This is a genomic window from Dyella japonica DSM 16301 (assembly GCF_001010355.1).
Taxonomy (GTDB): Bacteria; Pseudomonadota; Gammaproteobacteria; order Xanthomonadales; family Rhodanobacteraceae; genus Dyella; species Dyella japonica.
In genome coordinates this window covers 42,329-64,119 of sequence record NZ_JPLA01000049.1, presented here as the reverse complement: position 1 = coordinate 64,119, position 21,791 = coordinate 42,329, and the positions used below count along the sequence as shown (strand labels likewise).

General features: G+C 64.6%; 18 protein-coding genes. 6 read left to right on the top strand and 12 right to left on the bottom strand.

All coding sequences use genetic code 11. The features are described from left to right. The first annotated feature begins 45 nt into the window (after nucleotides 1–45). Nucleotides 46–1,098, top strand: a complete 1,053-nt coding sequence (locus Y882_RS16310) for a permease (protein ID WP_046973032.1) — start codon at nucleotides 46–48, stop codon at nucleotides 1,096–1,098. Between the two features lie 18 nt (nucleotides 1,099–1,116). On the opposite strand, the gene fdhE is transcribed toward Y882_RS16310, so the two are convergent. The 6 genes from fdhE to Y882_RS16280 all read right to left on the bottom strand — a co-directional run bounded on the left by fdhE (nucleotide 1,117) and on the right by Y882_RS16280 (nucleotide 8,386). After that, nucleotides 1,117–2,067 (bottom strand): formate dehydrogenase accessory protein FdhE, encoded by a 951-nt coding sequence (gene fdhE, locus Y882_RS16305; protein ID WP_046973000.1) that lies wholly within the window; start codon nucleotides 2,065–2,067, stop codon nucleotides 1,117–1,119. Continuing rightward, complete coding sequence (locus Y882_RS16300) at nucleotides 2,064–2,723, bottom strand: formate dehydrogenase subunit gamma (RefSeq protein ID WP_046972999.1); 660 nt, start codon at nucleotides 2,721–2,723, stop codon at nucleotides 2,064–2,066. The genes fdhE and Y882_RS16300 overlap by 4 nt, the downstream gene beginning before the upstream one ends. Next, nucleotides 2,720–3,634, bottom strand: coding sequence for a formate dehydrogenase subunit beta (gene fdxH, locus Y882_RS16295; protein WP_082121155.1), 915 nt, complete (start codon nucleotides 3,632–3,634; stop codon nucleotides 2,720–2,722). Before fdxH ends, Y882_RS16300 begins: the two co-directional genes overlap by 4 nt. A gap of 10 nt (nucleotides 3,635–3,644) precedes the next feature. Next, nucleotides 3,645–6,113, bottom strand: a complete 2,469-nt coding sequence (gene fdnG / locus Y882_RS16290; RefSeq protein WP_484488292.1) for a formate dehydrogenase-N subunit alpha — start codon at nucleotides 6,111–6,113, stop codon at nucleotides 3,645–3,647. Between the two features lie 12 nt (nucleotides 6,114–6,125). Then, nucleotides 6,126–6,719: a sulfate ABC transporter substrate-binding protein gene (locus Y882_RS21055; RefSeq protein WP_046972997.1), complete on the bottom strand. Its 594-nt coding sequence runs from the start codon at nucleotides 6,717–6,719 to the stop codon at nucleotides 6,126–6,128. A gap of 275 nt (nucleotides 6,720–6,994) precedes the next feature. Continuing rightward, nucleotides 6,995–8,386: a serine hydrolase domain-containing protein gene (locus tag Y882_RS16280; protein WP_046972996.1), complete on the bottom strand. Its 1,392-nt coding sequence runs from the start codon at nucleotides 8,384–8,386 to the stop codon at nucleotides 6,995–6,997. Nucleotides 8,387–8,638: 252 nt separating this feature from the next. Here Y882_RS16280 and gnd point away from each other — a divergent pair, with 252 nt between their 5' ends. Beyond that, nucleotides 8,639–9,544: a phosphogluconate dehydrogenase (NAD(+)-dependent, decarboxylating) gene (gene gnd / locus Y882_RS16275; RefSeq protein WP_046972995.1), complete on the top strand. Its 906-nt coding sequence runs from the start codon at nucleotides 8,639–8,641 to the stop codon at nucleotides 9,542–9,544. A 24-nt stretch (nucleotides 9,545–9,568) separates the two neighbouring features. On the opposite strand, the gene tkt is transcribed toward gnd, so the two are convergent. The 6 genes from tkt to Y882_RS16245 all read right to left on the bottom strand — a co-directional run bounded on the left by tkt (nucleotide 9,569) and on the right by Y882_RS16245 (nucleotide 16,183). Further along, nucleotides 9,569–11,617, bottom strand: a complete 2,049-nt coding sequence (gene tkt, locus Y882_RS16270; RefSeq protein ID WP_046972994.1) for a transketolase — start codon at nucleotides 11,615–11,617, stop codon at nucleotides 9,569–9,571. A 34-nt stretch (nucleotides 11,618–11,651) separates the two neighbouring features. Continuing rightward, entirely contained in the window at nucleotides 11,652–12,734 is a 1,083-nt protein-coding gene (gene tal / locus Y882_RS16265; protein ID WP_046972993.1) for a transaldolase, read from the bottom strand. Between the two features lie 3 nt (nucleotides 12,735–12,737). Next, nucleotides 12,738–13,466, bottom strand: a complete 729-nt coding sequence (locus tag Y882_RS16260) for an HAD family hydrolase (protein WP_046972992.1) — start codon at nucleotides 13,464–13,466, stop codon at nucleotides 12,738–12,740. Next, on the bottom strand, nucleotides 13,460–14,851 hold the full coding sequence (gene zwf / locus Y882_RS16255) for a glucose-6-phosphate dehydrogenase (protein ID WP_046972991.1): 1,392 nt from the start codon (nucleotides 14,849–14,851) through the stop codon (nucleotides 13,460–13,462). Before zwf ends, Y882_RS16260 begins: the two co-directional genes overlap by 7 nt. A 141-nt stretch (nucleotides 14,852–14,992) precedes the next feature. Next, nucleotides 14,993–15,478, bottom strand: a complete 486-nt coding sequence (locus Y882_RS16250; RefSeq protein ID WP_046972990.1) for a RidA family protein — start codon at nucleotides 15,476–15,478, stop codon at nucleotides 14,993–14,995. A 66-nt stretch (nucleotides 15,479–15,544) separates the two neighbouring features. Continuing rightward, on the bottom strand, nucleotides 15,545–16,183 hold the full coding sequence (locus tag Y882_RS16245; protein WP_046972989.1) for a TetR/AcrR family transcriptional regulator: 639 nt from the start codon (nucleotides 16,181–16,183) through the stop codon (nucleotides 15,545–15,547). 113 nt (nucleotides 16,184–16,296) lie between these two features. On the opposite strand from Y882_RS16245, the gene Y882_RS16240 reads away from it, so the two are divergent. The 4 genes from Y882_RS16240 to Y882_RS16225 all read left to right on the top strand — a co-directional run bounded on the left by Y882_RS16240 (nucleotide 16,297) and on the right by Y882_RS16225 (nucleotide 21,762). Next, on the top strand, nucleotides 16,297–17,739 hold the full coding sequence (locus tag Y882_RS16240) for an MFS transporter (RefSeq protein ID WP_046972988.1): 1,443 nt from the start codon (nucleotides 16,297–16,299) through the stop codon (nucleotides 17,737–17,739). Then, nucleotides 17,736–18,185, top strand: coding sequence for a MarR family winged helix-turn-helix transcriptional regulator (locus Y882_RS16235; RefSeq protein WP_046972987.1), 450 nt, complete (start codon nucleotides 17,736–17,738; stop codon nucleotides 18,183–18,185). Before Y882_RS16240 ends, Y882_RS16235 begins: the two co-directional genes overlap by 4 nt. 188 nt (nucleotides 18,186–18,373) lie before the next feature. Continuing rightward, nucleotides 18,374–19,429, top strand: a complete 1,056-nt coding sequence (locus tag Y882_RS16230) for a glucokinase (protein ID WP_244466370.1) — start codon at nucleotides 18,374–18,376, stop codon at nucleotides 19,427–19,429. Then, entirely contained in the window at nucleotides 19,426–21,762 is a 2,337-nt protein-coding gene (locus Y882_RS16225; RefSeq protein WP_082121154.1) for a beta-N-acetylhexosaminidase, read from the top strand. The genes Y882_RS16230 and Y882_RS16225 overlap by 4 nt, the downstream gene beginning before the upstream one ends. Nucleotides 21,763–21,791: the final 29 nt, after the last annotated feature.

The window sequence follows — 21,791 nt, the reverse complement described above, 5'->3', positions numbered from 1 at the left end:
TGCCCTGTCAGGGCCGTGATGTCACGACTGTTCGTGGGGATGTCCATGTCTGCCGCACTTCAAACAGCGCGTCATGTCCGCTGGTCCGTGTTCCTGTTGCTGGCCATTGCCGGCCTGTTCTATGTGAAGTGGCATCCGTATTACGGGCGTGCCTTTGTGGCCGCGTCCCAGCATTCGATCGGCCACTCGATCCTGATGGGCGACCAGGCCAGCGCACCGGCGCCGTCCTGGAGCGCCGCGCTCGGTTATGCCCTGGCCTACGGCAAGGCCATCTGGCAGGCAATGGTGCTGGGTCTGCTGCTGGGTTCGGGCGTGCAGGCCTTGCTGCCGGTGCGTTGGGTGGAGCGCGTGCTCGGCCGTTACGGCTTTGGCAGCGTGCTGGCCGGCGGGCTGCTGGCAGTGCCGGGGATGATGTGCACCTGCTGCGCCTCGCCGGTGGTGGTGGGCCTGCGTGCGCATCGGGCGACGCCGGGCGCCGCGGTCGCGTTCTGGCTGGGCAACACGATGTTGAATCCGGCGACCCTGATCTTCACCGGCTTCGTGCTCGGCTGGTATTGGACCGGGCTGCGCCTGCTGCTGAGCGTGCCGATGGTGTTCGGTCTGGGCTATCTGGCGAACCGGATGTCGACGCCGGGCGCGGACGTGCCGATCCCGGCGCTGCCGCTGGAGTCCGAACCCGTGTCATGGGGCGACACCTTGAAGCGCTGGGGGCGCATCTTCCTGAGGATGACGGTGCGGCTGATCCCCGAATACGTGGTGATCGTGTTGCTGCTGGGGGCGGCGCGCGCCTGGATGTTCCCGCATATCGGGCCGGAGATCGGCAATCAGTGGTTCTGGATCGCGGCCCTGGCGATTGCCGGCATGCTGTTCGTGATCCCCACCGCGGGCGAAGTGCCGATCGTGCAGGCCATGCTGGCACTGGGCATCGGCGCCGGACCCGCGGCGGCCTTGATGATGACCTTGCCGCCGGTCAGCCTGCCCTCGCTGGTGATGGTCGGGCGTTCCTTCAATCTGCAACTGCTGATGACGATCGCCGCTGCCGTGGTCGGCTTCGGCATACTGGGTGGCGCGCTCGCGTCAGGGCTGAGCCTGCACTGAGGCACGCGATGGCGGTGGCTACTCGGCCACCGCTTCGCCATCGCCCACCAGCAGCAGCGGGTTGGGCGCGTGGCGGGCGAAGCCTGCTTCGGTGACCAGAATATCCAGGCCCAGCGAGGCGAGATCGTCCGCATACGGGTCGACCTGCGTGTCCTTCAGCTGGTAGAGGACCTTGGCGTAGGTGTGGCATTCGGCGCAGGTCTCGGCCTTGACGATGCCCGGGTCATCTTCGATGCCCTGCAGGAACAGCTTGCGCGTGCCGCCGCAGGTGATGCAGACCGCACGCATGTGGTTCCACGCGCTGGAGCACATCGAACACGAGAGATAGCGCGTGCCCGGCGTCACGCCGGTGGCGGTGATCACCCCCGACACCGAGGGCGAGCCGCAGCATGGGCAGAGCGCGCGCTCTTCCAGCAGGCGCAAATCCCCGGCCCGCAGGCGCGCCGCCGAGCAGGTGAAATACACTTGCAGCGCCGCGGCGATGAAGACCATCGCGGCCACTTCGCCGGCATCGACTTCCCCACGCAGGAAGTGATCGGCCAGTTCGTCCAGCATGGCGGCATCGCTGCGTTGCAGTTGCTCGATCGCGTGCACGGCCGCCGGTGGCAGACCGCTGCGATCGATGCGCTCAAGCAGCAGCGCCAGTCCGGCGCGCCAGGACGCATCGCGACGATGACCGTCTGCAGCCAGCGGCGGCAGGCGCGCTTCCACCGCCTGGGCCACCCACGCCGCGCTGAGTTCCGCTGCCGGCGCCAACGTGGTTGCCACCTCGTGCTGCGCACGCGAGAGCATCGCCATGAACTGCAGCCAGGCTTGCATCGGATGCCCGTCGGCCAGTTGCTGCAGGCGCTGCGCCGTGGCTGAAAAACGCCTGGCTGGATCGGCCAGCAGAATCGGATCGGGCGAACGGACGCCGGCGTGCTGCGGGCCAGTCCATTTGCCCTCGGGCGGTGCGCCTGCCTGCTTCATGGACGCTTCCTGATGCTGTTCTTGCCGCTCTGGCCGGATGCCAGCTCCCACAGCCACTTGCGATGATGGCGCCAGGCCCAGCCCGGTGTCACATAGCCCTGCGTCATCGCGCGCACCGAATGACGCACCCAGATGCCGGCATAGACGTGGATGATCCAGATGATGATGGCAAGGAAGGCCGCGGTGCTATGGATCAGCACGGCGGCACGCTGCACCGAAATCGAGGTGGCTTCGCCGAAATACACTTCCCAGATCACCAGCCCGGTGAGGAACAAGGTCGGAATCAGCAGCGTCATCGACCAGAACACCAGCTTCTGGCCGGCGTTGTTGTGGCCCACCGCCGGGATATGTTCCTCGTCGTCCTCGACCACCGCCGGCACGGACTTCATCCAAGCCGTGTCTTCCTGGCGCCACAGGTTTGCGCGCCAGAACTGCACGATCATCCCGATATAGCTGGCCATCAGCACGCAGCCTATCCACGGATGGATCGCCCGCGTCCATTGGCCGCCACCAAACAGATTGGACAGCCAGAACATGATGGGGTGGAACATCGACAGGCCCGACAGCACCATCAGGGTGAAGCAGATGGCGTTGATCCAGTGATTGACGCGCTGCGACGTGGTGTAGCGAATGATGACGGTCTTGGGGTGGTTCATGGCGTCTTCTCCGCGGCATCTTCCAGCGCACGCTCGCCCTGTACCTCGTCCTCTTCGGTCACTTCATTGGGACCCTTCACGATGTAATGGAAGAAGCCCACCACCGCAGCCAGCGCGATGCCCACCATGGCCAGCGGCTTGGCGATGCCTTTCCACGCTTCCACCGCGGCGCTGATGCGCGGATTGTCAGGCAGGCCCGAATACAGCGAGGGCTTGTCGGCGTGATGCAGCACGTACATCACATGGGTGCCGCCCACTTCCGGCGGGTCGTACAGGCCGGCCTTTTCGAAGCCGCGTGACTTGAGATCGACGATGCGCTCGCCGGCCCAATGCGCCATGTCGGTCTTGGTGCCGAACATGATGGCGCCGGTGGGGCATGCCTTGACGCAGGCTGGCTCCAGGCCGACGGCGACGCGGTCGGAGCACAGCGTGCACTTGTACGACTTGTGGTCCTTCTTGCTGATGCGCGGAATATCGAACGGGCAACCCTTCACGCAGTAGCCGCAGCCGATGCATTTGTCGCTGATGAAATCGACGATGCCGTTGGCGTATTGCACGATCGCACCGGGCGCCGGGCAGGCCTTGAGGCAGCCGGGATCTTCGCAGTGCATGCAGCCGTCCTTGCGGATCAGCCACTCCAGATTGCCCTCCTCGTTTTCGTACTCGGCGAACTTCATCAGCGTCCACACGTCGGGGCTCAGATCATTGGGATTCTGATAAGAGCCTTCGAAGTGGCCGATGTCCTGGCGCAGGTTGTTCCACTCCATGCAGGCCGACTGGCAGGCCTTGCAGCCGATGCAGCGGGTCACATCGATGAGCTTGGCCACCTGCTCCTCGGTGCTGCGCGCCATCGGCGGCGTCATCGTGGAGGCGGAGCGCCGGATGTAATCTTGCGATTGCAGATCGGACATGACGGCTTCCTCAGGCGGCGACGGGCGCCGTGGTCTTTTCAATGTTGACCAGGAACGCCTTGAACTCCGGCGTCTGCGTATTGGCGTCGCCCACGGACGGCGTCAGCGTGTTGGCCCCATAGCCCTTCCTGGCCTGGCCGGTGAAGCCCCAATGCAGCGGTACGCCGATCACGTGGGTCGGCTTGCCGTCCACCGTAAGCGGCTTGATGCGCTTGGTCACATAGGCCTTGCATATCACTTCGCCGCGCTTGGACGACACCTTCACCCAGCCGCCCTGCTCGATGCCCTTCTCCTTGGCCAGCACCTCGCCGATCTCGATGAATTCCTCCGGCTGCAGGATCGCGTTGATCAGCGCGTGCTTGGTCCAGAAGTGGAAGTGCTCGGTGAGGCGATAGGTGGTGGCCACATAGGGGAAGTTCTTTGGACTGCCAAACGCGGCGCGATCATCGGCGAACACGCGGGCGGCCGGGTTGTTCTGCACCTTGGGATGCAGCGGGTTCTCCACCGGCGATTCCAGCGGCTCGTAGTGCTCGGGGAACGGCCCTTCCGCCATCAGCTTGCGGGCGAACAGGCGACCCAGGCCTTCGTCGTTCATGATGAAAGGACTGGCGCCCGCCGACGGGGCCAAGGTGGGCGTGTAGTCGGGCACATCGATGCCCACCCACTTTGTGCCGTTCCACGAGATCACCGGCTTGGCCGCATTCCACGGCTTGCCGGTGGGATCGGCGCTGGCCCGGTTGTACAGGATGCGCCGGTTCGCCGGCCACGCCCACGCCCAGTTCGGCGCGATGCCTTGCTCGCGTGGATCGGTGGCGTCGCGCCGCGCCATCTGGTTGCCCTTCTCGGTAAACGAGCCGGAGAAGATCCAGCAACCGGACGAGGTCGTGCCGTCATCGCGCAACTGTCCAAAGCCATCGAGCAGCGTGCCGGCCTTGGTCACTGCGCCGCTGGTTGCGTCGGTGAGATCGGCCAGGGCGCGACCGTTCATTTCCTTCGCCAGCTCTTCCGGATCGGGACTCAGCGGGTCGGTGTATTTCCAGGTGAGGTTGAGCAGCGGATCGGGGAAGGCGCCGCCTTCCTTGCGATACAGCTCGCGCAGGCGGTGATAGATGCCGCTCATGATCCAGATGTCGGACATCGCATCGCCGGGACCTTCCGCCGCTTTCCAGTGCCACTGCAGCCAGCGCGCCGAATTGACCAGCGAGCCGTTTTCTTCGGCGAAACAGGTGGTGGGCAGCTGGAATACTTCGGTCTGGATCTTGGCCGAATCGGCCGGGTTCTGCGGACCGAAATCCTGCCAGAAACGCGAGGTCTCGGTATCCAGCGGATCCATCGTCACCAGGAACTTCAGTTTGCTCAGGCCGCGGCGGATCTTGCCGCGATCCGGGAACGCCTGCAGCGGATTGAAGCCCTGGCAGATGTAACCGGTCATCTGACCGGCGTTCATCATCTCGAACGCCTTGATGATGTCGTACAGCGGGATATCGAGCTTGGGCAGCCAGTCGAACGCCCAGTGGTTTTCCTGCGTGGCGGCGTCGCCGTAGAACGCCTTCATGAAGCTCACGAACAGCTTGCGGGTGTTCTGGTAATAGCTGATCTGGCCCGGGCGCAACGGCTTGAATTGACGGGTCGACATGTAGATGTCGAAATCCGTTTCCTTGTCGGTGGGCAGGTTCATATAGCCCGGCATCTGGTTGGACAGCAGGCCGACGTCGGTCAAACCCTGGATGTTGGAGTGCCCGCGCAAGGCATTCATGCCGCCGCCCGCCACGCCGATATTGCCCAGCAGCAGCTGGATCATCGCCATGTTGCGGATGTTCTGCGCGCCCACCGAGTGCTGCGTCCAACCGAGCGCAAACAGGCTGGTCATGGCCCGGTCGGGTGCGCTGGTGCTGGCGATCAATTCGCAGACGTGCAGGTACTTGTCCTGCGGCGTCCCGCAAATGCGCGACACCATCTCCGGCGTATAGCGTGAGACGTGATGCTTGAGCAGGTTGATGACGCAACGCGGATCCTGCCAGGTGTCATCAGAGCGGGCGAAACCGTCCTTGTCCAGGTCGTAGTCCCAGGTCGACTTGTCGTAGGTACGCGTTTCCTCGTTGTAGCCGGTGAACAGGCCATCCTGGAAATCGAAACCGTCCTTCACGATCAGGCTGGCATTGGTGTACGAGCGCACGTACTCATGCTGGATCTTGTCGTGCTCCAGCAGGTAGCGAATCACGCCATTGAGAAAGGCGATATCGGTGCCCGGGCGGATCGGCGCGTAGTAATCGGCCACCGAGGCCGTGCGCGTGAAGCGCGGATCGACCACCACGAGCTTGGCGCCGTTCTCGATCTTCGCCTCGATCACCCATTTGAAGCCGCACGGATGCGCCTCGGCGGCATTGCCACCCATGACGATCACGACGTTGGCGTTCTTGATGTCCTGCCAGGTGTTGGTCATTGCACCGCGACCGAATGATGGGGCCAGACTGGCCACCGTCGGTCCGTGTCAGACACGCGCCTGGTTGTCGAACACCACCATGCCGAGCGAGCGGACCACCTTCCAGGTCAGGTAGGAGGTTTCGCTGGACGACGCCGACGCCGCCAGCATGCCCACGCTGGTCCAGCGATTGACGGTGTCGCCCTTGGCGTTCTTCGCGATGAAGTTCTTGTCGCGGTCGTCCTTCATCAGACGCGCGATGCGATCGAGCGCGAAGTCCCAGGAAACGGTCTTGAACTCGGTGCCGCCGGGCGCGCGGTAACGCGGCTCTTTGAGGCGCGTGGGCGCATGCACAATATCGAGCAGTGCCGAACCCTTCGGGCACAAGGTGCCGCGATTGACCGGGTGATCCGGATCACCCTCGATGTGGATGATGTTGGACAGCGCGTTCTTGGCGCGATCACCCATGCTGTAGATGATGATGCCGCAGGCCACTGAGCAATACGTGCAGGTGTTGCGCGTTTCAGTGGCGTGGGCAAGCTTGAAAGGTCGAACGGCGGCGGCTTGCGCCACCCCCGATTCGCCAAAGCCCAGCACGCCGAGACTGGATGCAGCCAGCCCCAAGCCTGTGAACTTGATGAACTCGCGGCGAGTCATTGGCATCGCGTTGCGCTCCCGGAAATCTGGCTGGACCAAGCGCCCAAGCTAGGGCGTCGACGTGGCTCGACTACTCCGTGGCGACGACGGGATTCAATCCGTTGTCTGCTGAAAAAGGTAGCACAGATGACCCTGCGTGAGGGGTCGGTTTTCTTGCGATTTCACTTTGCGCCGGAGCGACTTTCGTCGCGTGCAGACATCCGCTTTGCCTTAGACGAAAGTATGATCTCTGGTGGACAGAAAGCTCCCGTCGATCACATTTTCGTCACGCCACCGATGGGCTATGGATGAGGATCGCTGGCGGCGGTCACCCGAGGCATGGGCATCGCGGGGGCATCACCGCCATCGAAATAATCCAGCCGCTTCACCTTGCCCGCGGCGTCACGCACGGGCACGAAGTAGCTCAGTTCGTCCGGCACGAAATAGAGCTTGCCATCGGTCGCCACTTGCAGCGGCACCGCATGGCGGCCGGTGCGTTGGGCGTAGAGCTGGTGGTCCTGGATCTTCAGCATCTGCACGGAGGCGTCGTCGATGCGATAGCTGCCTTCCATGGCAGTCAACGCCGCCTCGGATGGCGTCGCCGCCACTGGCGTCTCGTAAGGCCGACCCAGCGCGATGGCGGCCAGGCGACGGCTCATGGTGCGCGCATCGAAATGGTCATCATTGGCCAGCACGATCACTGTCACATCCTGCTTTGGCAGGTAAGCGACGGCGGAACAGAAGCCGTCGATCTGCCCCGTATGCCCGACCATGCTGCTGCCGCGCACGTGCCAGAGATACATGCCCATGCCGTAGGGATGCGCGGCGCCGGGCATCGCCGGCGTGATCATCATCTGGAAGTCCTTCGCGCTGATCACCTGTCCATGCGCGAGGGCGCGCATCCAGCGCAGGAGATCGTCCGCGGTCGCGACCAGACCGCCCGCCGCTGCGGGAATGCTCATGCTGATGTAGCCCGCATTGTTGATCTGATGCGCGGGATTGTCCGACGTGTAGCCGGCGACGCGCCCCGGGATGACCACGGCGTTGTCGCCGTAACGGATGTGTTGCAGACCCAAGGGCTCGAGCAGGAGGCGCGTCATGGCCACGTGCCAGGGTTCGCCGGTGACCTTCTCGATCACGGCACCCAGCAGTATGTAGCCACCGTTCGAATACTGCTGCTGCGCGCCCGGCGCGAATGCCGGCGTGCGCTTGCGGATTTCGTCCACCAGGGTGGCCGTATCCACATCGCGCCTCATGAAGCCGGGCTGCGGATCCTTGGTCTTGTCCGAAACACCCGCCGTGTGCTGCAACAGTTCCCGCAGCGTAATCTTGCCCGCGTTGGGAAAGTCAGGGAGATAAGTGGCCAGCGTATCGTCCAGCGACAGCTTGCCCATCTCGGCCAGCTTGATCACCGTGGCCGCGGTGAACATCTTGGTGACCGACGCAATGCGCAACACCTGGTCCGGATCCAGCGGCACGCCCAGTTCGATCTGGGCGAGTCCGGTCGCGCCGCGATACACGATGGTGTCGCCCTTGGCGATGACCGCCACCACGCCCGGACCGTTCTTGATGGTCGCGCTCTCCAGCGCCGCCTGCGCCGCTTTGGTCAACGGCGTATCCAAGGCGGGCGAGGTGGCAGCAGCTTTCAGCGAGAACACCAGCGCGAACACCGCCAGACCATTACGCAAGCGCATTCCCGTCTCCTCAGGTCACAGCGAGCATCCATCCACCAGCGCGCGAAGGTATGACACCCCGCCGCTGCCTCGCAACTGCTCTCGAACTCATCGTGACGCGGCTCAAATTCTTTCGATGTGCGGCGATGAGTACATGCAAAAGTTGACCCGCCATGTCTGCGTTCGCCCTACTCTCACGCAAGCTTGCCTGCCGCGAGCGCAAAATGCAGGCTTGTCGCAACTTTTATATCCCTCTCGGGCTTAGGAAAACCAATGAAACTCGGCATGATCGGTTTGGGCAGGATGGGAGCCAATATGGCTCAGCGGCTGATGAAGGGCGGTCATCAGATCGTGGGCTTCGATCCGCAAGCGGCGGCGCGAAAAGCGCTCGAAAACAGCGGCGCGCAAACCGCCGAATCGCTCGCGGCGCTGGTCGCCGCTCTGCCCGCGCCCCGCACACTCTGGCTGATGGTGCCCGCAGGCGATATCACCGATGCCAGTCTCGACGTGCTGCTGCCACTGCTCTCGGCGGGCGACACCATCATCGACGGCGGCAACTCCTACTACAAGGACACGCTGCGCCGGGCACAGCGCTTCGCCGAACACGCGATTGCCTATGTCGACTGCGGCACCAGCGGCGGCGTCTGGGGGCTGGCCGAGGGTTACAGCCTGATGATCGGCGGCGACGAGGCGGCGGTGGAGCGCCTGCGTCCGATCTTCGAAGCGCTGGCGCCGGCCAAGGACCAGGGCTGGGCGCGTGTCGGGCCAGTGGGTTCGGGCCACTTCACCAAGATGGTCCACAACGGCATCGAGTACGGCATGATGCAGGCGTATGCCGAAGGCTTCTCCATCCTCCGCCACAAGGCTGAGTTCGAGCTGGACCTGCAGCAGGTCGCCGAGATCTGGCGCCATGGCAGCGTGGTGCGTTCATGGTTGTTGGACCTCACCGCCGACGCGCTGAAAAAGAATCCGGACATGACCGGCATCGCACCATACGTCGCCGATTCCGGTGAAGGCCGCTGGACGGTCGATGAAGCCATTGAATTGAACGTGCCCGCGCCGGTCATCACGCAATCGCTGATCGAGCGGCTGCGCTCGCGCGACAAGGATTCGTACACCGACAAACTGCTGTCGGCCATGCGCAACGAATTTGGCGGCCATCCGATCAAGACGCAATAACGCGCCAGCCAGGAGGCCCTGCTGCTATCGGGCGAGCAGGGCCTTGGCGCGCTTGCACACCGCATCGACGGTGAAGCCGTACTCTTTCAGCAGCACTTCGGCGGGTGCGGAAGCCCCAAACGTTTCGATGCCCAGCATGTCGCCGCGCGCACCCACATAGCGCTCCCAACCCTGGGATATGCCCAGCTCCACCGCCAGTCGCGCCGTCACTGATGGCGGCAAAACTTCATCACGCTCGGCCTGCGACAACGCGTCGAACAATTCCCAGCTCGGCATCGATACGCAGCGCACCGCGACGCCCTCTTCTTCCAGGCGTTTCGCGGCCTCCACGATCAGGCCGACTTCCGAGCCGCTGGCGATCAGGATCAGCTGCGGCTTCTTGCCGGGCGTATCGAACAGCACGTAGGCGCCGCGACGCAGTCCATCGGCCGAGGCCATGCGTTCGCGATCCAGCGTGGGCACGTGTTGCCGGGTCAGCACGAGCAGGACCGGATGTCCCTTCGTCTGCAGGGCCACGCGCCAGGCGACGGCGGTTTCGTTGGCATCGCCCGGGCGGATCAGCGTGAGGTTGGGAATCGCGCGCAGGGCGGCGAGCTGCTCCACCGGTTGATGGGTCGGCCCGTCTTCGCCCAGCGCGATGCTGTCGTGGGTGAATACATGGATGACGTGCAACTTCATCAGCGCCGCCAGGCGCATCGGCGGGCGCATGTAATCGGAGAAGATCAGGAAGGTGGCGCCAAACGGTATGGTGCCGCCGTGCGCCGCCATGCCATTGACGATGGCGCCCATCGCATGTTCGCGCACGCCGAAATGCAGGTTGCGGCCCTGGTAACTCCAGCCACCCCCATCCGAGCCTTGCATGTCGCCGCCCTTGGAGGCTGGCGGATTGAAATCGCCCAGGCCGTTCAAGGCCGTCTTGGTGGAAGGATCGAGATCCGCCGAGCCACCCGTGAACGCAGGCACCTTGGCGGCAAAAGCATTCATCACCTTGCTCGATGCATCGCGTGTCGCCATGCCCTTGGGGTCGGCGGGAAACACCGGGATCTCCGCGTCCCAGCCGTCGGCCAGCTCGCCGCGTAGGCTGCGTTGCAGTTGATCATGGAGATCGGGAAACGCCTTGGCGTACGACTGCATCCTATCGTCCCATGACACTTCCAGCTCCGCTCCGTGTGGCAGGGCTTGGCGAAAATGCGCGAGTGCGTCTTCCGGCACGAAAAAATCCGGCTCGACCGGCCAGCCGAGTTTCTCCTTCGTCTTGCGCACGCTGTCCGCGCCCAGCGGCGAACCATGCGCCTTGAACGTATCCTGCTCCGGCGAGCCGTAGCCCAGGCTGGTGCGTACCAGGATCAAGGTGGGCCGGGTGCCTTTCGCACGAGCCGTCTCCAGCGCCGCATCGATGGCGACCAGGTCGTTGCCGTCGGTCACTTCAATGGTGTGCCAGCCATAGGCGTCGAAACGCTGGCGGACGTCTTCGGTAAAGGTGATGTCGGTGGCGGCGGACAGCGTCATCGCGTTCTGGTCGTACAGGCAGATCAGTTTGCCCAGCCGCAGATGGCCCGCCAGCGATGCCGCTTCGGACGCCACGCCTTCCATCAGATCGCCGTCGCTCACGATGGCATAGGTGTGGTGATCGATCACCGCATGCTGCGGCCGGTTGTAGCGCGCTGCCAGCTGCGCCTCCGCCATCGCCATGCCGACCGCATTGGCCAGGCCCTGCCCTAGCGGCCCCGTGGTGGTCTCCACGCCGGGCGTGTGGCCGCGCTCGGGATGTCCCGGCGTCTTGCTGCCCCACTGCCGGAACTGCTTGATGTCATCGAGCGACACGTCGTAACCCGTGGCGTAAAGCAGGCTGTACAGCAAGGCCGAGCCATGACCGGCGGAAAGGACAAAGCGGTCGCGATCAAACCACGCCGGATTCGCCGGGTTGTGCCGCAGCCAGCGCGTCCACAGCACATAAACCATCGGCGCCGCGTCGAGTGGCAGGCCCGGATGTCCGCTGTTGGCCTTCTGTACCATGTCGACCGACAGGAAGCGCAGCGTGTTGATGCATTTGAGATCGAGCTCATCGGTCATGCGGTTCACCTGCTGGCGGGGAAAGCGGGCGCGATCAAGCCTTGGCCAACTGCGCACTCTTGTCGGCGATGCGCTGGAGCAGTTGTTTCCACGACGTCACGAACGCCGCCGCGCCTTCCTGCTGCAGTTGTTTGGCCAGCGCGTCGAGATCGACGCCGGCGTCGACAAAGCGCTTGAGAGTGGTTTCGGCATCCCCGCCATCCTCGGGCAGCACGCCGTTCACGGCGCCATGCGTGGCGAATGCCCACAGGGTCTTCTCGGGCACGGTGTCGATGGTGTCCGGCGCGGCCAGCGCTTCGACGTAGAGCGCGTCGGACACGTTGGGATCCTTGGTTCCCGTGCTCGCCCACAGCAGGCGTTGCGCACGGGCGCCGGCCTTGGACAGCTTCTGCCAGCGTGACGACGCCAACAGCTCGCGATAGGCACGATAAGTCTGCTTGCCGACCGCCACGCCCAGCGTGTTGCGCAGATCCTGCGGAACCTTGTCCTTGATGGCGACATCCCAGCGGCTCACGAACAGCGAGGCCACGGAGCCGACCTGGGGATCCAACCCGGCCTCGACGCGACGCTCGATGCCGCGCAGATACGCCTCGGCGGCGGCCAGGTATTGATCGCGCGAGAACAGCAAGGTCACGTTGATCGGGATGCCCGCAAAGATGGCTTCCTCGATTGCCGGTATGCCTTCGGGTGTGCCGGGTATCTTCACAAACAGATTGGGCCGATCGGCCTTTTTGAAGATGTCCTGCGCCGCCTGGATGCTGGCCTGCGTGTCGAAGGCCAGCAAGGGCGACACTTCCATCGAGACCCAGCCATCGACATGCCGGCTGGACTCAAACACCGGCTGGAACATATCCGCGGCGCGACGCAGATCTTCCAGCGCCAGCTCGATGAACAGGCCCTCGCCGGCAGCGCCGTGGCGCGCCTTCTCGCGGATGCCGTCGTCGTAGGCGTCGCCATCACCGATCGCGGCGTTGAAGATCGACGGATTGGAGGTAAGCCCGGTGACCGACAAATCGTCGATATAGCGCCGCAACGTGCCATTGTCGAGGATGTCGCGGGTGATGTTGTCCAGCCAGAGGCTCTGGCCCAGGGCGTGCAGTTGTGCCGTCGCTTTCATGCTTCATTCCGATGCAGCGGCGTGCGTTGCCGGGTCAGGATGGGCCTGGCCGGCAAGCTCGACGCGTGGAAAGTCAGAGGACGCCAATCCGACCAGGTCGGAAATATGCATCACGGTCTTGTCCGGCGCCGGATCGATCACCAGATGCTCCGCCTCGCGCGCGTAATGTCCCTGGTTCACGAAGATGGTGGTGATATGCGCGCCGAAGATGCGCTTCATCGCCGCCAGCAACTGCGGCTTGTCGTCGACCATCACGTAGTGCGTGGCCGGGAACGCGCGCTGAATCGCTTCGGTCATGCGTTCCTTGTGCACGTACACCAGCACTCTGTCCTGCACCGCACGGCCCAGGCCCGAATGCGCGATCTTGCGCGGCTGGAATACGATGTCGCCGTCGGACAAGATCACCGTGGAACCGAGCGTTCCCATATGCGCCACGGCGTCCAGCGCGCCGGGAAACAGCCGCTCGGCAAACGGATACTCGAGCAGGAAATTGGACAGCGGCACCAGCCCCGGGTGGTATTCGTGACCCAGCCGGAATTGCTGCAACGCGCCCAGATAATCGGCGAAGCCGAGCTCGTCGCGCAGCTTGTTGTAGATGGACCAATAGCGCTCGCGCTCCATTGCGCCAAAATCGCGATCGAGCCGTGCGGTGAGATCGGCGGCAAAGCCGTCGTTGTCGAGCAGGGTGTTGTCGACGTCAAGCAGGAACACCAGTGATGTAGCAGTCAGCACGGACGTGTTTCCTCCGGTTTGGGATCGTGCCAGCCGCCGTCGTCGGCGGTCAGCGTGTTTGCGGCGGCCGGCCCCCAGCTGCCGGGAGCATATTCGTGTACCGGCTGGGCATGTTCGAGCACCGGATCGACCACCGCCCATGCCGCCTCCACGCTGGCGTCGCTGGTGAACTGCGAGCCGTCGCCGCGCATCGCGTCACCCAGCAGGCGCTGGTAGGCGGACCGCTCGTGCACCGAACGATGTCGCGCGACCAGCTCGACCGGCTCGCCACGCATCGCCTCGCCGGCCCGCTTCACGCGCGCGCCGGTGGAGATGACCACGTCGGGGCTCAGGCGAAAGCGGAAGTAATTGGCGTCGTGCATGGGCGAGCCATCGAACACCGCCAGCGGCGGCTTCTTCAGGGTGACCATGACCTCGCACGCCGTCACCGGCAGGCATTTGCCGGCGCGGATATAGAACGGCACGCCCGACCAGCGCCAGGTATCGATATGCAGGCGCAGTGCGGCATAGGTTTCCACCTGGGAGTCAGCAGCCACGCCCTTCTCATCGCGATAGCCGCGGAACTGTCCGCGCACCACCTGGCTCGGATCGAGCGGCCGCATCGCCTGGAACAGGCGCTGCTTCTCCGAGCGCATGGCTGACGCCTCGTGGCCCACCGGCGCTTCCATCGCCAGCAGCGCCGTCACCTGCAGCAGATGGTTCTGCACGACGTCGCGCAAGGCGCCTGCTTCGTCATAGAAACTGCCGCGGCCCTGGATGCCGAAGTCCTCCGCCATGGTGATCTGCACGTTGTCGATATACGTGCGATTCCACACCGGCTCCAGGAAGGCGTTGGCAAAGCGGAAGTACAACAGATTCTGCACCGCCTCCTTGCCCAGATAGTGATCGATCCGAAAGATGCTGGTTTCGGGAAAGACCTCATGCAGCGTCTGGTTCAATTGCCTTGCCGAAGCCAGATCCCGGCCGAACGGCTTCTCGATGACGATGCGCGCGCTATCGGCGCAGCCGGAGCTCGCCAGCCCCTGCACCACGGTGTCGAACATGGTCGGCGGTATCGCCATGTAATGAATTGGCGACTGGGCCTTGCCCAAGGCCAGCTTGAGGCGGGTATAGGTGGCGGGATCCTGGTAGTCGCCATCGATGTATTGCAGTTTGGCGGCCAGCTTTTCGAACGCCGCTGCATCGAAGTGGCCATGTTGCTCGAGGCTGTCTCGCGCACGATCGCGCAATTGCTCCAGCGTGTAGTGTCCATACGCCACGCCGATGATGGGCATCTCCATCTCGCCCGCCTGGACCAGCGCCTGCAGCGCCGGAAAGATCATCTTGTAGGCGAGGTCGCCCGTGGCACCGAAAAACACGAACGCATCCGAACGCGAACCACTCATGATGTCTTGCCGACTCCCAACGCCTCAGGAGCCCACGGCGGTCGGCGCCCTGGGCAGGATCCCCACCCTGACGCACGGCGCGTTAAATTCAGGCATGGACGACATGCGATTGGTGTGATGTCGCCCGCGGGTTCTTGCGCCTCAAGGATGCAGCGAGAGCTCACCCTCGATTTCCACCGGGATATTGAACGGAAGTTCGGCCATGCCGACGGCGCTGCGCGTGTGCGCGCCGCGCTCCGCGCCGTACACGGCGAGGATCAGGTCGGAGAAGCCGTTGATGACCTGCGGCTGCTGGATGAAACCCGGCGCGGAGTTCACCATGCCGAAAACCCGATGCCACTGCTGGACGCGATCCAGGTCGCCAATGCTGCGCTTGAGACTGGCGAGTATGGAGAGCGCCACCAGCCGCGCCGCCTGATAGCCCTCGCTCACCGACAGCTCGCTGCCCAGCTTGCCGAACGGACCCGTCATCTGGCCATCTTCGCCTTGCGGACCATGGCCGGAGATCAGCACACGCGTGCCGTGCACCTGCACGAACTGGAACGGCAGACTCAAGCCGCTTGGCACCTCGAACGGCGGCGGCAGGCGCAGGCCCATGCTGGCCAGACGGTCTTCGATCTCGCTCATGGCGTCCTCGGTCAGAGTGCAGTTTCGGCTGAGGCGTTCGATCCTATAACGAACGCGCAGTCCGTCTCACGACAATCCACGCTGCAGCAGCGACAGCACATGCTGGGTGCGTCGGGCCGTAGAGGCCGCCGGGCCACCGGAAGTCGCCTGCCACAGCGGCGCGCCGGCGGCCGGAACCAGGGTCAGGCCCAGCAGCGTCATCACCATCTCAGTTGGGTCCAGCGCGGCATTCAACTCACCATCGCGCTGCGCGTCGACGAAACGCATGGTGACCAAAGGCGTCGCTGCCGCCAGCCTGGCCACCGCCAGCTCGCGCAACGCACCGCCTTCACAGAGCACTTCGCGCACCCACAGCGCGGGATACCAGGGATGGGCCTCGACCAGCTCGCCGATGCCGATGACAAACGCGGTCGTAAATTGCTGGATGTCGCCCTCCATCGCAAACAGGTGCAGAAAGAACTGCGACAACACCGGCGCGATACGCTCATCAAACACCGCCTCGACCACCTCCGCCTTGTTGCCGAAGTAGTAGCTGAGCAGGGCCGCGTTGACGCCGGCATCGGCGGCGATGGAACGCACGGACGTCGCCGTCACGCCGGAGGCGGCGAAGCTTTTCAGCGCGACATCCAGCAGGTGTTCGCGCAATTCGGGATTGTCCACCTTGGGGCGTCCCGCACTGCGCGCTGCAGCCTTGGGCTTGGCCATAAAGCACCTAATTCATCTATTGATGAATATCTTGATCATGCGATGAGGCAAAAGCAAGCCGCGCTCAAAACCCGCGGATTGACCGCAAACCATTGTTAATTCACAATAGTTGTATGAATACAACTATCAACGACGCACGGCGTGCGCAGACCCATCCCAACCTGATCCTCGCCATCTGCTGCCTGAGCCTGCTGATGGTGGCGATGGACGCGACCATCGTGAACGTGGCCCTGCCCGCCATTCGCCGCGATCTGGGCGCATCGGTGTCGGGGCTGCAATGGGTGATCGATGCCTACACCATGGTGGTGGCCAGCCTGCTTATGCTGGCCGGCTCGATGGCCGACCGCTTCGGACGTCGTCGCGTGTTCCAGTCGGGCATGGCGCTGTTCATGCTCGGCTCGCTGCTGTGCAGCGTTGCGCCGGATATCCACGGGCTGGTGGCGTTTCGTATCGTCCAGGCGCTGGGCGCGACGATGCTCAATCCGGTCGCCATGTCGATCATCGCCAACACCTTCCACGAACCCAAGGCGCGCGCACGCGCCATCGGCGTCTGGGGAGCGGTTGCCGGCATCTCGATGGCGCTGGGTCCGGTGATCGGCGGCGCGCTGACGGAAACCATCGGCTGGCGTTCGATCTTCTGGGTGAACCTGCCGGTGGGCGCCGCGGCGATGCTGCTGGCGGCGCGCTATATCCCGGAGTCCAAGGCGCAGCGTCCGCGGCGCGTCGATCCGGTCGGACAGCTGCTGGTGTTCGCCATCCTGGCCACGGTGACTTATGCGGTGATCGAAGGTCCGCATGAGGGATGGGGCTCGACCACCATCGTTGGCCTGTTTGCCGTGGCCGCGCTGTCGCTGATCGCCTTGCTGATCTACGAACCGCGGCGTCACGAACCGCTGATCGATGTGCGCTTCTTTCGCAGCGCGCCTTTCAGCAGCGCCACCTTGATCGCGGTGTGCAGTTTTTCTGCGTTCTCCGGCTTCCTGTTTCTCAATGCGCTGTACCTGCAGGAAGTGCGCGGATTGTCGGCCTTCCATACCGGCCTGTGCACGCTGCCGCTCGCGCTGGCGACGGTGCTGTGCTCGCCGCTGTCCGGACGACTGGTGGGCACGCATGGCACGCGCCCATCGTTGCTGGCATCCGGCACCGCCACCGTCATCAGTGCGCTGATGATGACGCAGCTCACCGCCACGACGCCGATGCCGCTGTTGCTGTTGACCTATGTGATCTTTGGCATCGGTTTCGGCATGGTCAATGCGCCCATCACCAACACGGCCGTGTCGGGCATGCCCAAGGCGCAGGCCGGTCTCGCTGCCGCCGTGGCTTCCACCAGCAGGCAGGTGGGTGCGTCGCTGGGCGTGGCGCTCGCCGGTACGATCCTGGGCATGCATGCACACGAGGGCTTCGCCGAGGCCACGCACGCCTTCTGGTGGCTGATCACGGGCGCGGGTTTCAGCATATTGCTGCTGGCGTGGCTGTCGAATACGCGCTGGGCGCATGACACCACGCGTCACGCGGCCCACTTGCTGGAAGAAGCCCCTGCCGGAGCCGCTGCATGATCCGACCCGCCAACAGCCCTACCGAAGCCGACGCCGTCTGGCAGCTGATGGTCGGCATGGTGTGGGAAACGCGCGGCGTGCGTGGCGAATGGCGCCGCAAGGTGAGCGAGATCAGCGGGCTCCCCTTCAGCCGCATCCGCATCCTGTGGCGCCTGGTGGATGCGCCGATGACGTTGCGGCAGATCGCCGATGACACCGGCATGGATGCGCCGGCGGCCACGGTGGCGGTGAATGATCTGGAAGATCGCGAACTCGTCGAACGCTACCCGCACCCTGAGAATCGCCGCGCAAAACTGGTGTCGATCACGCGCGCCGGCAGGCAGATCGTCGAACTGGTCAACCGCACCGTGCAGGACGATGCACCCGCGGGATTTCAGCAGCTTTCCAAGACTGACCTTGCGCATTTGCGCCGCATCCTGGAGCGGCTCAATCGCAATGAAAGCTAGCATCCTCAGCGCGCTTGGCTGACTTGGGTCCACCGTCCAGCTCGTCCCGCATCCAACGCCAGCGACGCCCTTCCCTCCCCCGGGCCACCCGCCTCTAGGCATTTTTCCAAGATGCTGCGCCACCGCTTGACACCGGTGTCAATTACGTTACAGGCTGATAACAGTTCCACTGCGAGGGGCGGCTGGACGTGGCAATCGAGCATACGGATCGACTGGCGGGGACACCGGCGGTGCCGTTCATGGCGGCCGATATCGGTGGCACGCATGCGCGTGTGGCGCTGATGCGCGCCGGTCCGGACGGGATCGGCGGGGTGGAGACGCTCGCCTATCGCGTCTACGCCTGCGCGGACTTCCCGCGGCTGTCGGACCTGCTGCAAGCCTTTGTCGACGCCAAGGTGCATGCCCCGGTCAAGCACTGCGTACTCGCTTGTGCGGGCCAGATCATGGGTAACGAGGTGGTCAACGACAACCTGCCCTGGCCCATCCACCTGACCCAGCTGCATGACGCGCTGGGCCTGGATGAGGTTGCCGTGCTCAACGACTTCGAAGCCCTGGCCTATGCGCTTGATGGCTCGCTCACCGAGGGCGGCCGTCATCTGTGCGGACCAAACGCGCACGCCAGCGGACCGACCCTGGTGATCGGACCGGGTACCGGCCTCGGCGCGGCGGCGCATATTTCCAGCACGACCGGCGGCCTGGTGCTGGCGACCGAAGCCGGCCAGATGGATTTCGCGCCGAACTCGGTGCGCGAGCGCGAGGTGCTCGCGACGCTGGCACCCGAAGGCGGCTATGTGCCGTTTGAACACATCGTGTCGGGCCCCGGCCTGTTGGCCGTCTACGTGGCCTTGTGCACCTTGGATGGCGTCGCACCGACGCTGGCGGCGCCCGAAGCGATCACCACGGCGGCGCTTGCGCACAGCAATACCCAGGCGGTGGAGGCGGTGGAGATTTTCTGCGCCTCGCTGGGCAGTTTTGCCGGCAATCTCGCCATGGTCTTCATGGCTGCCGGCGGGGTGTATCTGGCCGGCGGGTTCCTGTGGTCCATCTTCGAGCTGCTCAAGCGCAGCGCGTTCGAGGAACGCTTCCTGCACGGCCGCAGTGCGCGCGCGCTGCTGTCGCAAGTACCGGTGTGGGTCACCGAGCACGGCCACCATGGCGTGCATGGCGCGGCCCTGTGGTACCTGAGGCGTGGCATGTCGGACGCTGCGGCACTGCCGCAGGCCGCGGCGGGTGGTGGCGCATGAGCCGGATCGCCCCCGCAAGCTTGCTCCGTCGCCTGGTCATCGTATGGCTGGCGACGACGGGAATCGCTGCCGCCGCGCCTGACATTCCCGCATGGTCGTTGTTGCCGCAGCCGGCCAAGGCCAGCCCTGCCAACTCAGGCGCGGTCGAGATAGCCGATGGTGCCGTGGTGTTCGTGCGCGGCGCCGAACATCAACAAGTTCAGTCCATCGCAGATCGCTTCGTGCAACAGGTGGCCGACACCAACGGCCTGCACCTGCGCATGGCGACGTCGGACACAGCGCATCCTGCGATTACGTTCGATGTGGATCCACACGCCGATGTGCAGGGCGACGCCGGCTACCGCATCACCGTGGATAGCAACGGCATCCTGCTCACGGCACGCACACCGCGCGGCGCGTTCTACGGCAGCGTCACCCTGGGGCAATTGCTGACGCCATCGGGCTGGACGCGCGGCGCGCCGGTCAAGGTGGCCAACGGTGTGATCGACGATCACCCGCGTTTCGCGTGGCGCGCACTATTGCTCGACTCCGGCCGCCACTACCAGAGCGTGGCCGAGATCAAGCAGCTGATCGACTGGATGTCGCTGCACAAGTTGAACGTGCTGCTGTGGCATCTCACCGAAGACCAGGGCTGGCGCCTGGAAATCAGCAAGTATCCCGAGCTCACCAAGATCGGCGCCTGCCGCAAGGCCGTGGGCCTCGACAGCGAACTGACCGGCTCCGCCGACCAGCCCTATTGCGGCTACTACACGCAGGAGCAGGCGCGCGAGATCGAGCGCTTTGCCGCCGAGCGCTTTGTCGATGTGGTGCCGGAAATCGATCTACCCGGCCATTCGCAGGCAGCCGTGGCGACGTATCCATGGCTGGGCGTCACCGGCCAGCGACCCGAGGTGTGGACCGACTGGGGCGTCAGCCCGTGGCTGCTCAAGCCCGATGCGAAGACGCTGCAGTTTGTCGATGACGTGCTCGACGAGGTCATGCAGCTGTTTCCCTCGCGCTACATCTCCATCGGTGGCGACGAGGCCGACAAGCAGCAGTGGAACGCATCGCCGGAAGTGCGTGCGCAGATGCACAAGCTGGGCCTGGCCAACATGGATCAGCTGCAGGGCTGGTTCATCCAGCAGGTCGCCGCGCATCTGGTCGAGCACGGCCGTACGCCGGTGGGCTGGGATGACCAGCTCGCCACTGGCGAGAAGTTGCCGGCCTCGGAAGTGGTGATGTCATGGCACGGCGACCACAACGAGCGCGTGGCGCTTACGGCCATCCGGCAAGGTCACGACGTGATCATGACGCCGCAGGAATCGCTGTACCTCGATCACGTGCAGTCCGACCTGCCCGATGAATGGCCCGGCCCGCCCCCCGCAGCGACGTTGCGGGGGGCCTATGACACGATCGTGATTCCCAAGGGCGCGAGCGCGACGGAAGCGCAGCGCATCATCGGCGTGCAGGTGAGCCTGTGGGCCGAGCAGATGCGCACCTTCGCCCATGACCAGCATGCCGTGTTCCCGCGCATTGCCGCGTTGGCGGAACTGGGCTGGTCGCCCGCAAACGCGCATGACTGGCACAGTTTTCTGCAGTGCCTGCCGGCAGAACTGGCGCGCTACCGCGCGCTCGGCATCGCCTACGCCGACAGCGCGTTTGCGCCGGTCTTCCAGGTGACTGCTGCGGCCAACGGCGCATTCCGCGTCGCGCTGTCCAACCAGGTGCAGTTCGGCACGATTCGTTACACGACGGATGGCTCCGACCCGACCACCGAGTCCGCCGCGTATGCAAAGCCGCTCACCCTGCCCGGCAACACGAACCTGCGTGCCGCGACCTTTGCGGCGGACGGATTCGAACTGGCGGCGCCGCGCACGCAGGCGTTGGATCCATCCACCTTGCTGAGCCGCGATGGCAGCGCGCTTGCCACCTGCTCCCGACAGCCGGCTTCGCGCCTCGACGGCAGCAAGCCGGCGCAAGGCCGGCGGCCGGTCTACTCGGTCGATATCGGCAACGCATGCTGGCTGTGGCCACAGGCGCCGATCCATGACGCCAAGCATGTCGCGATCACGATTGAACGCATCAGCTGGCGCTTTGGCGACGAAGCCAAGGACGCGGTGATCCGACACAAGGCCAGCGCGGCCGGCGAATTCGAAATCCATGCCGATACCTGCACGGGGCCGCTGCTGGCCCGCCTGCCGCTGCAGAGCGCAGCGCAGGCCACCGGGCAGGTTCGTCTTGAGGAAAAGCTTGCCACGCCGGCGGGGGCCGGCGTGCGCAATGTGTGCGTTTTCGCCAACGGCGATCCACGCGATGGACAGTGGGCGCTGGCGCGACTCGCGTTTTCGAAGTGAGCAGTAAGCGGGGCAGACGCCCCGTGCAG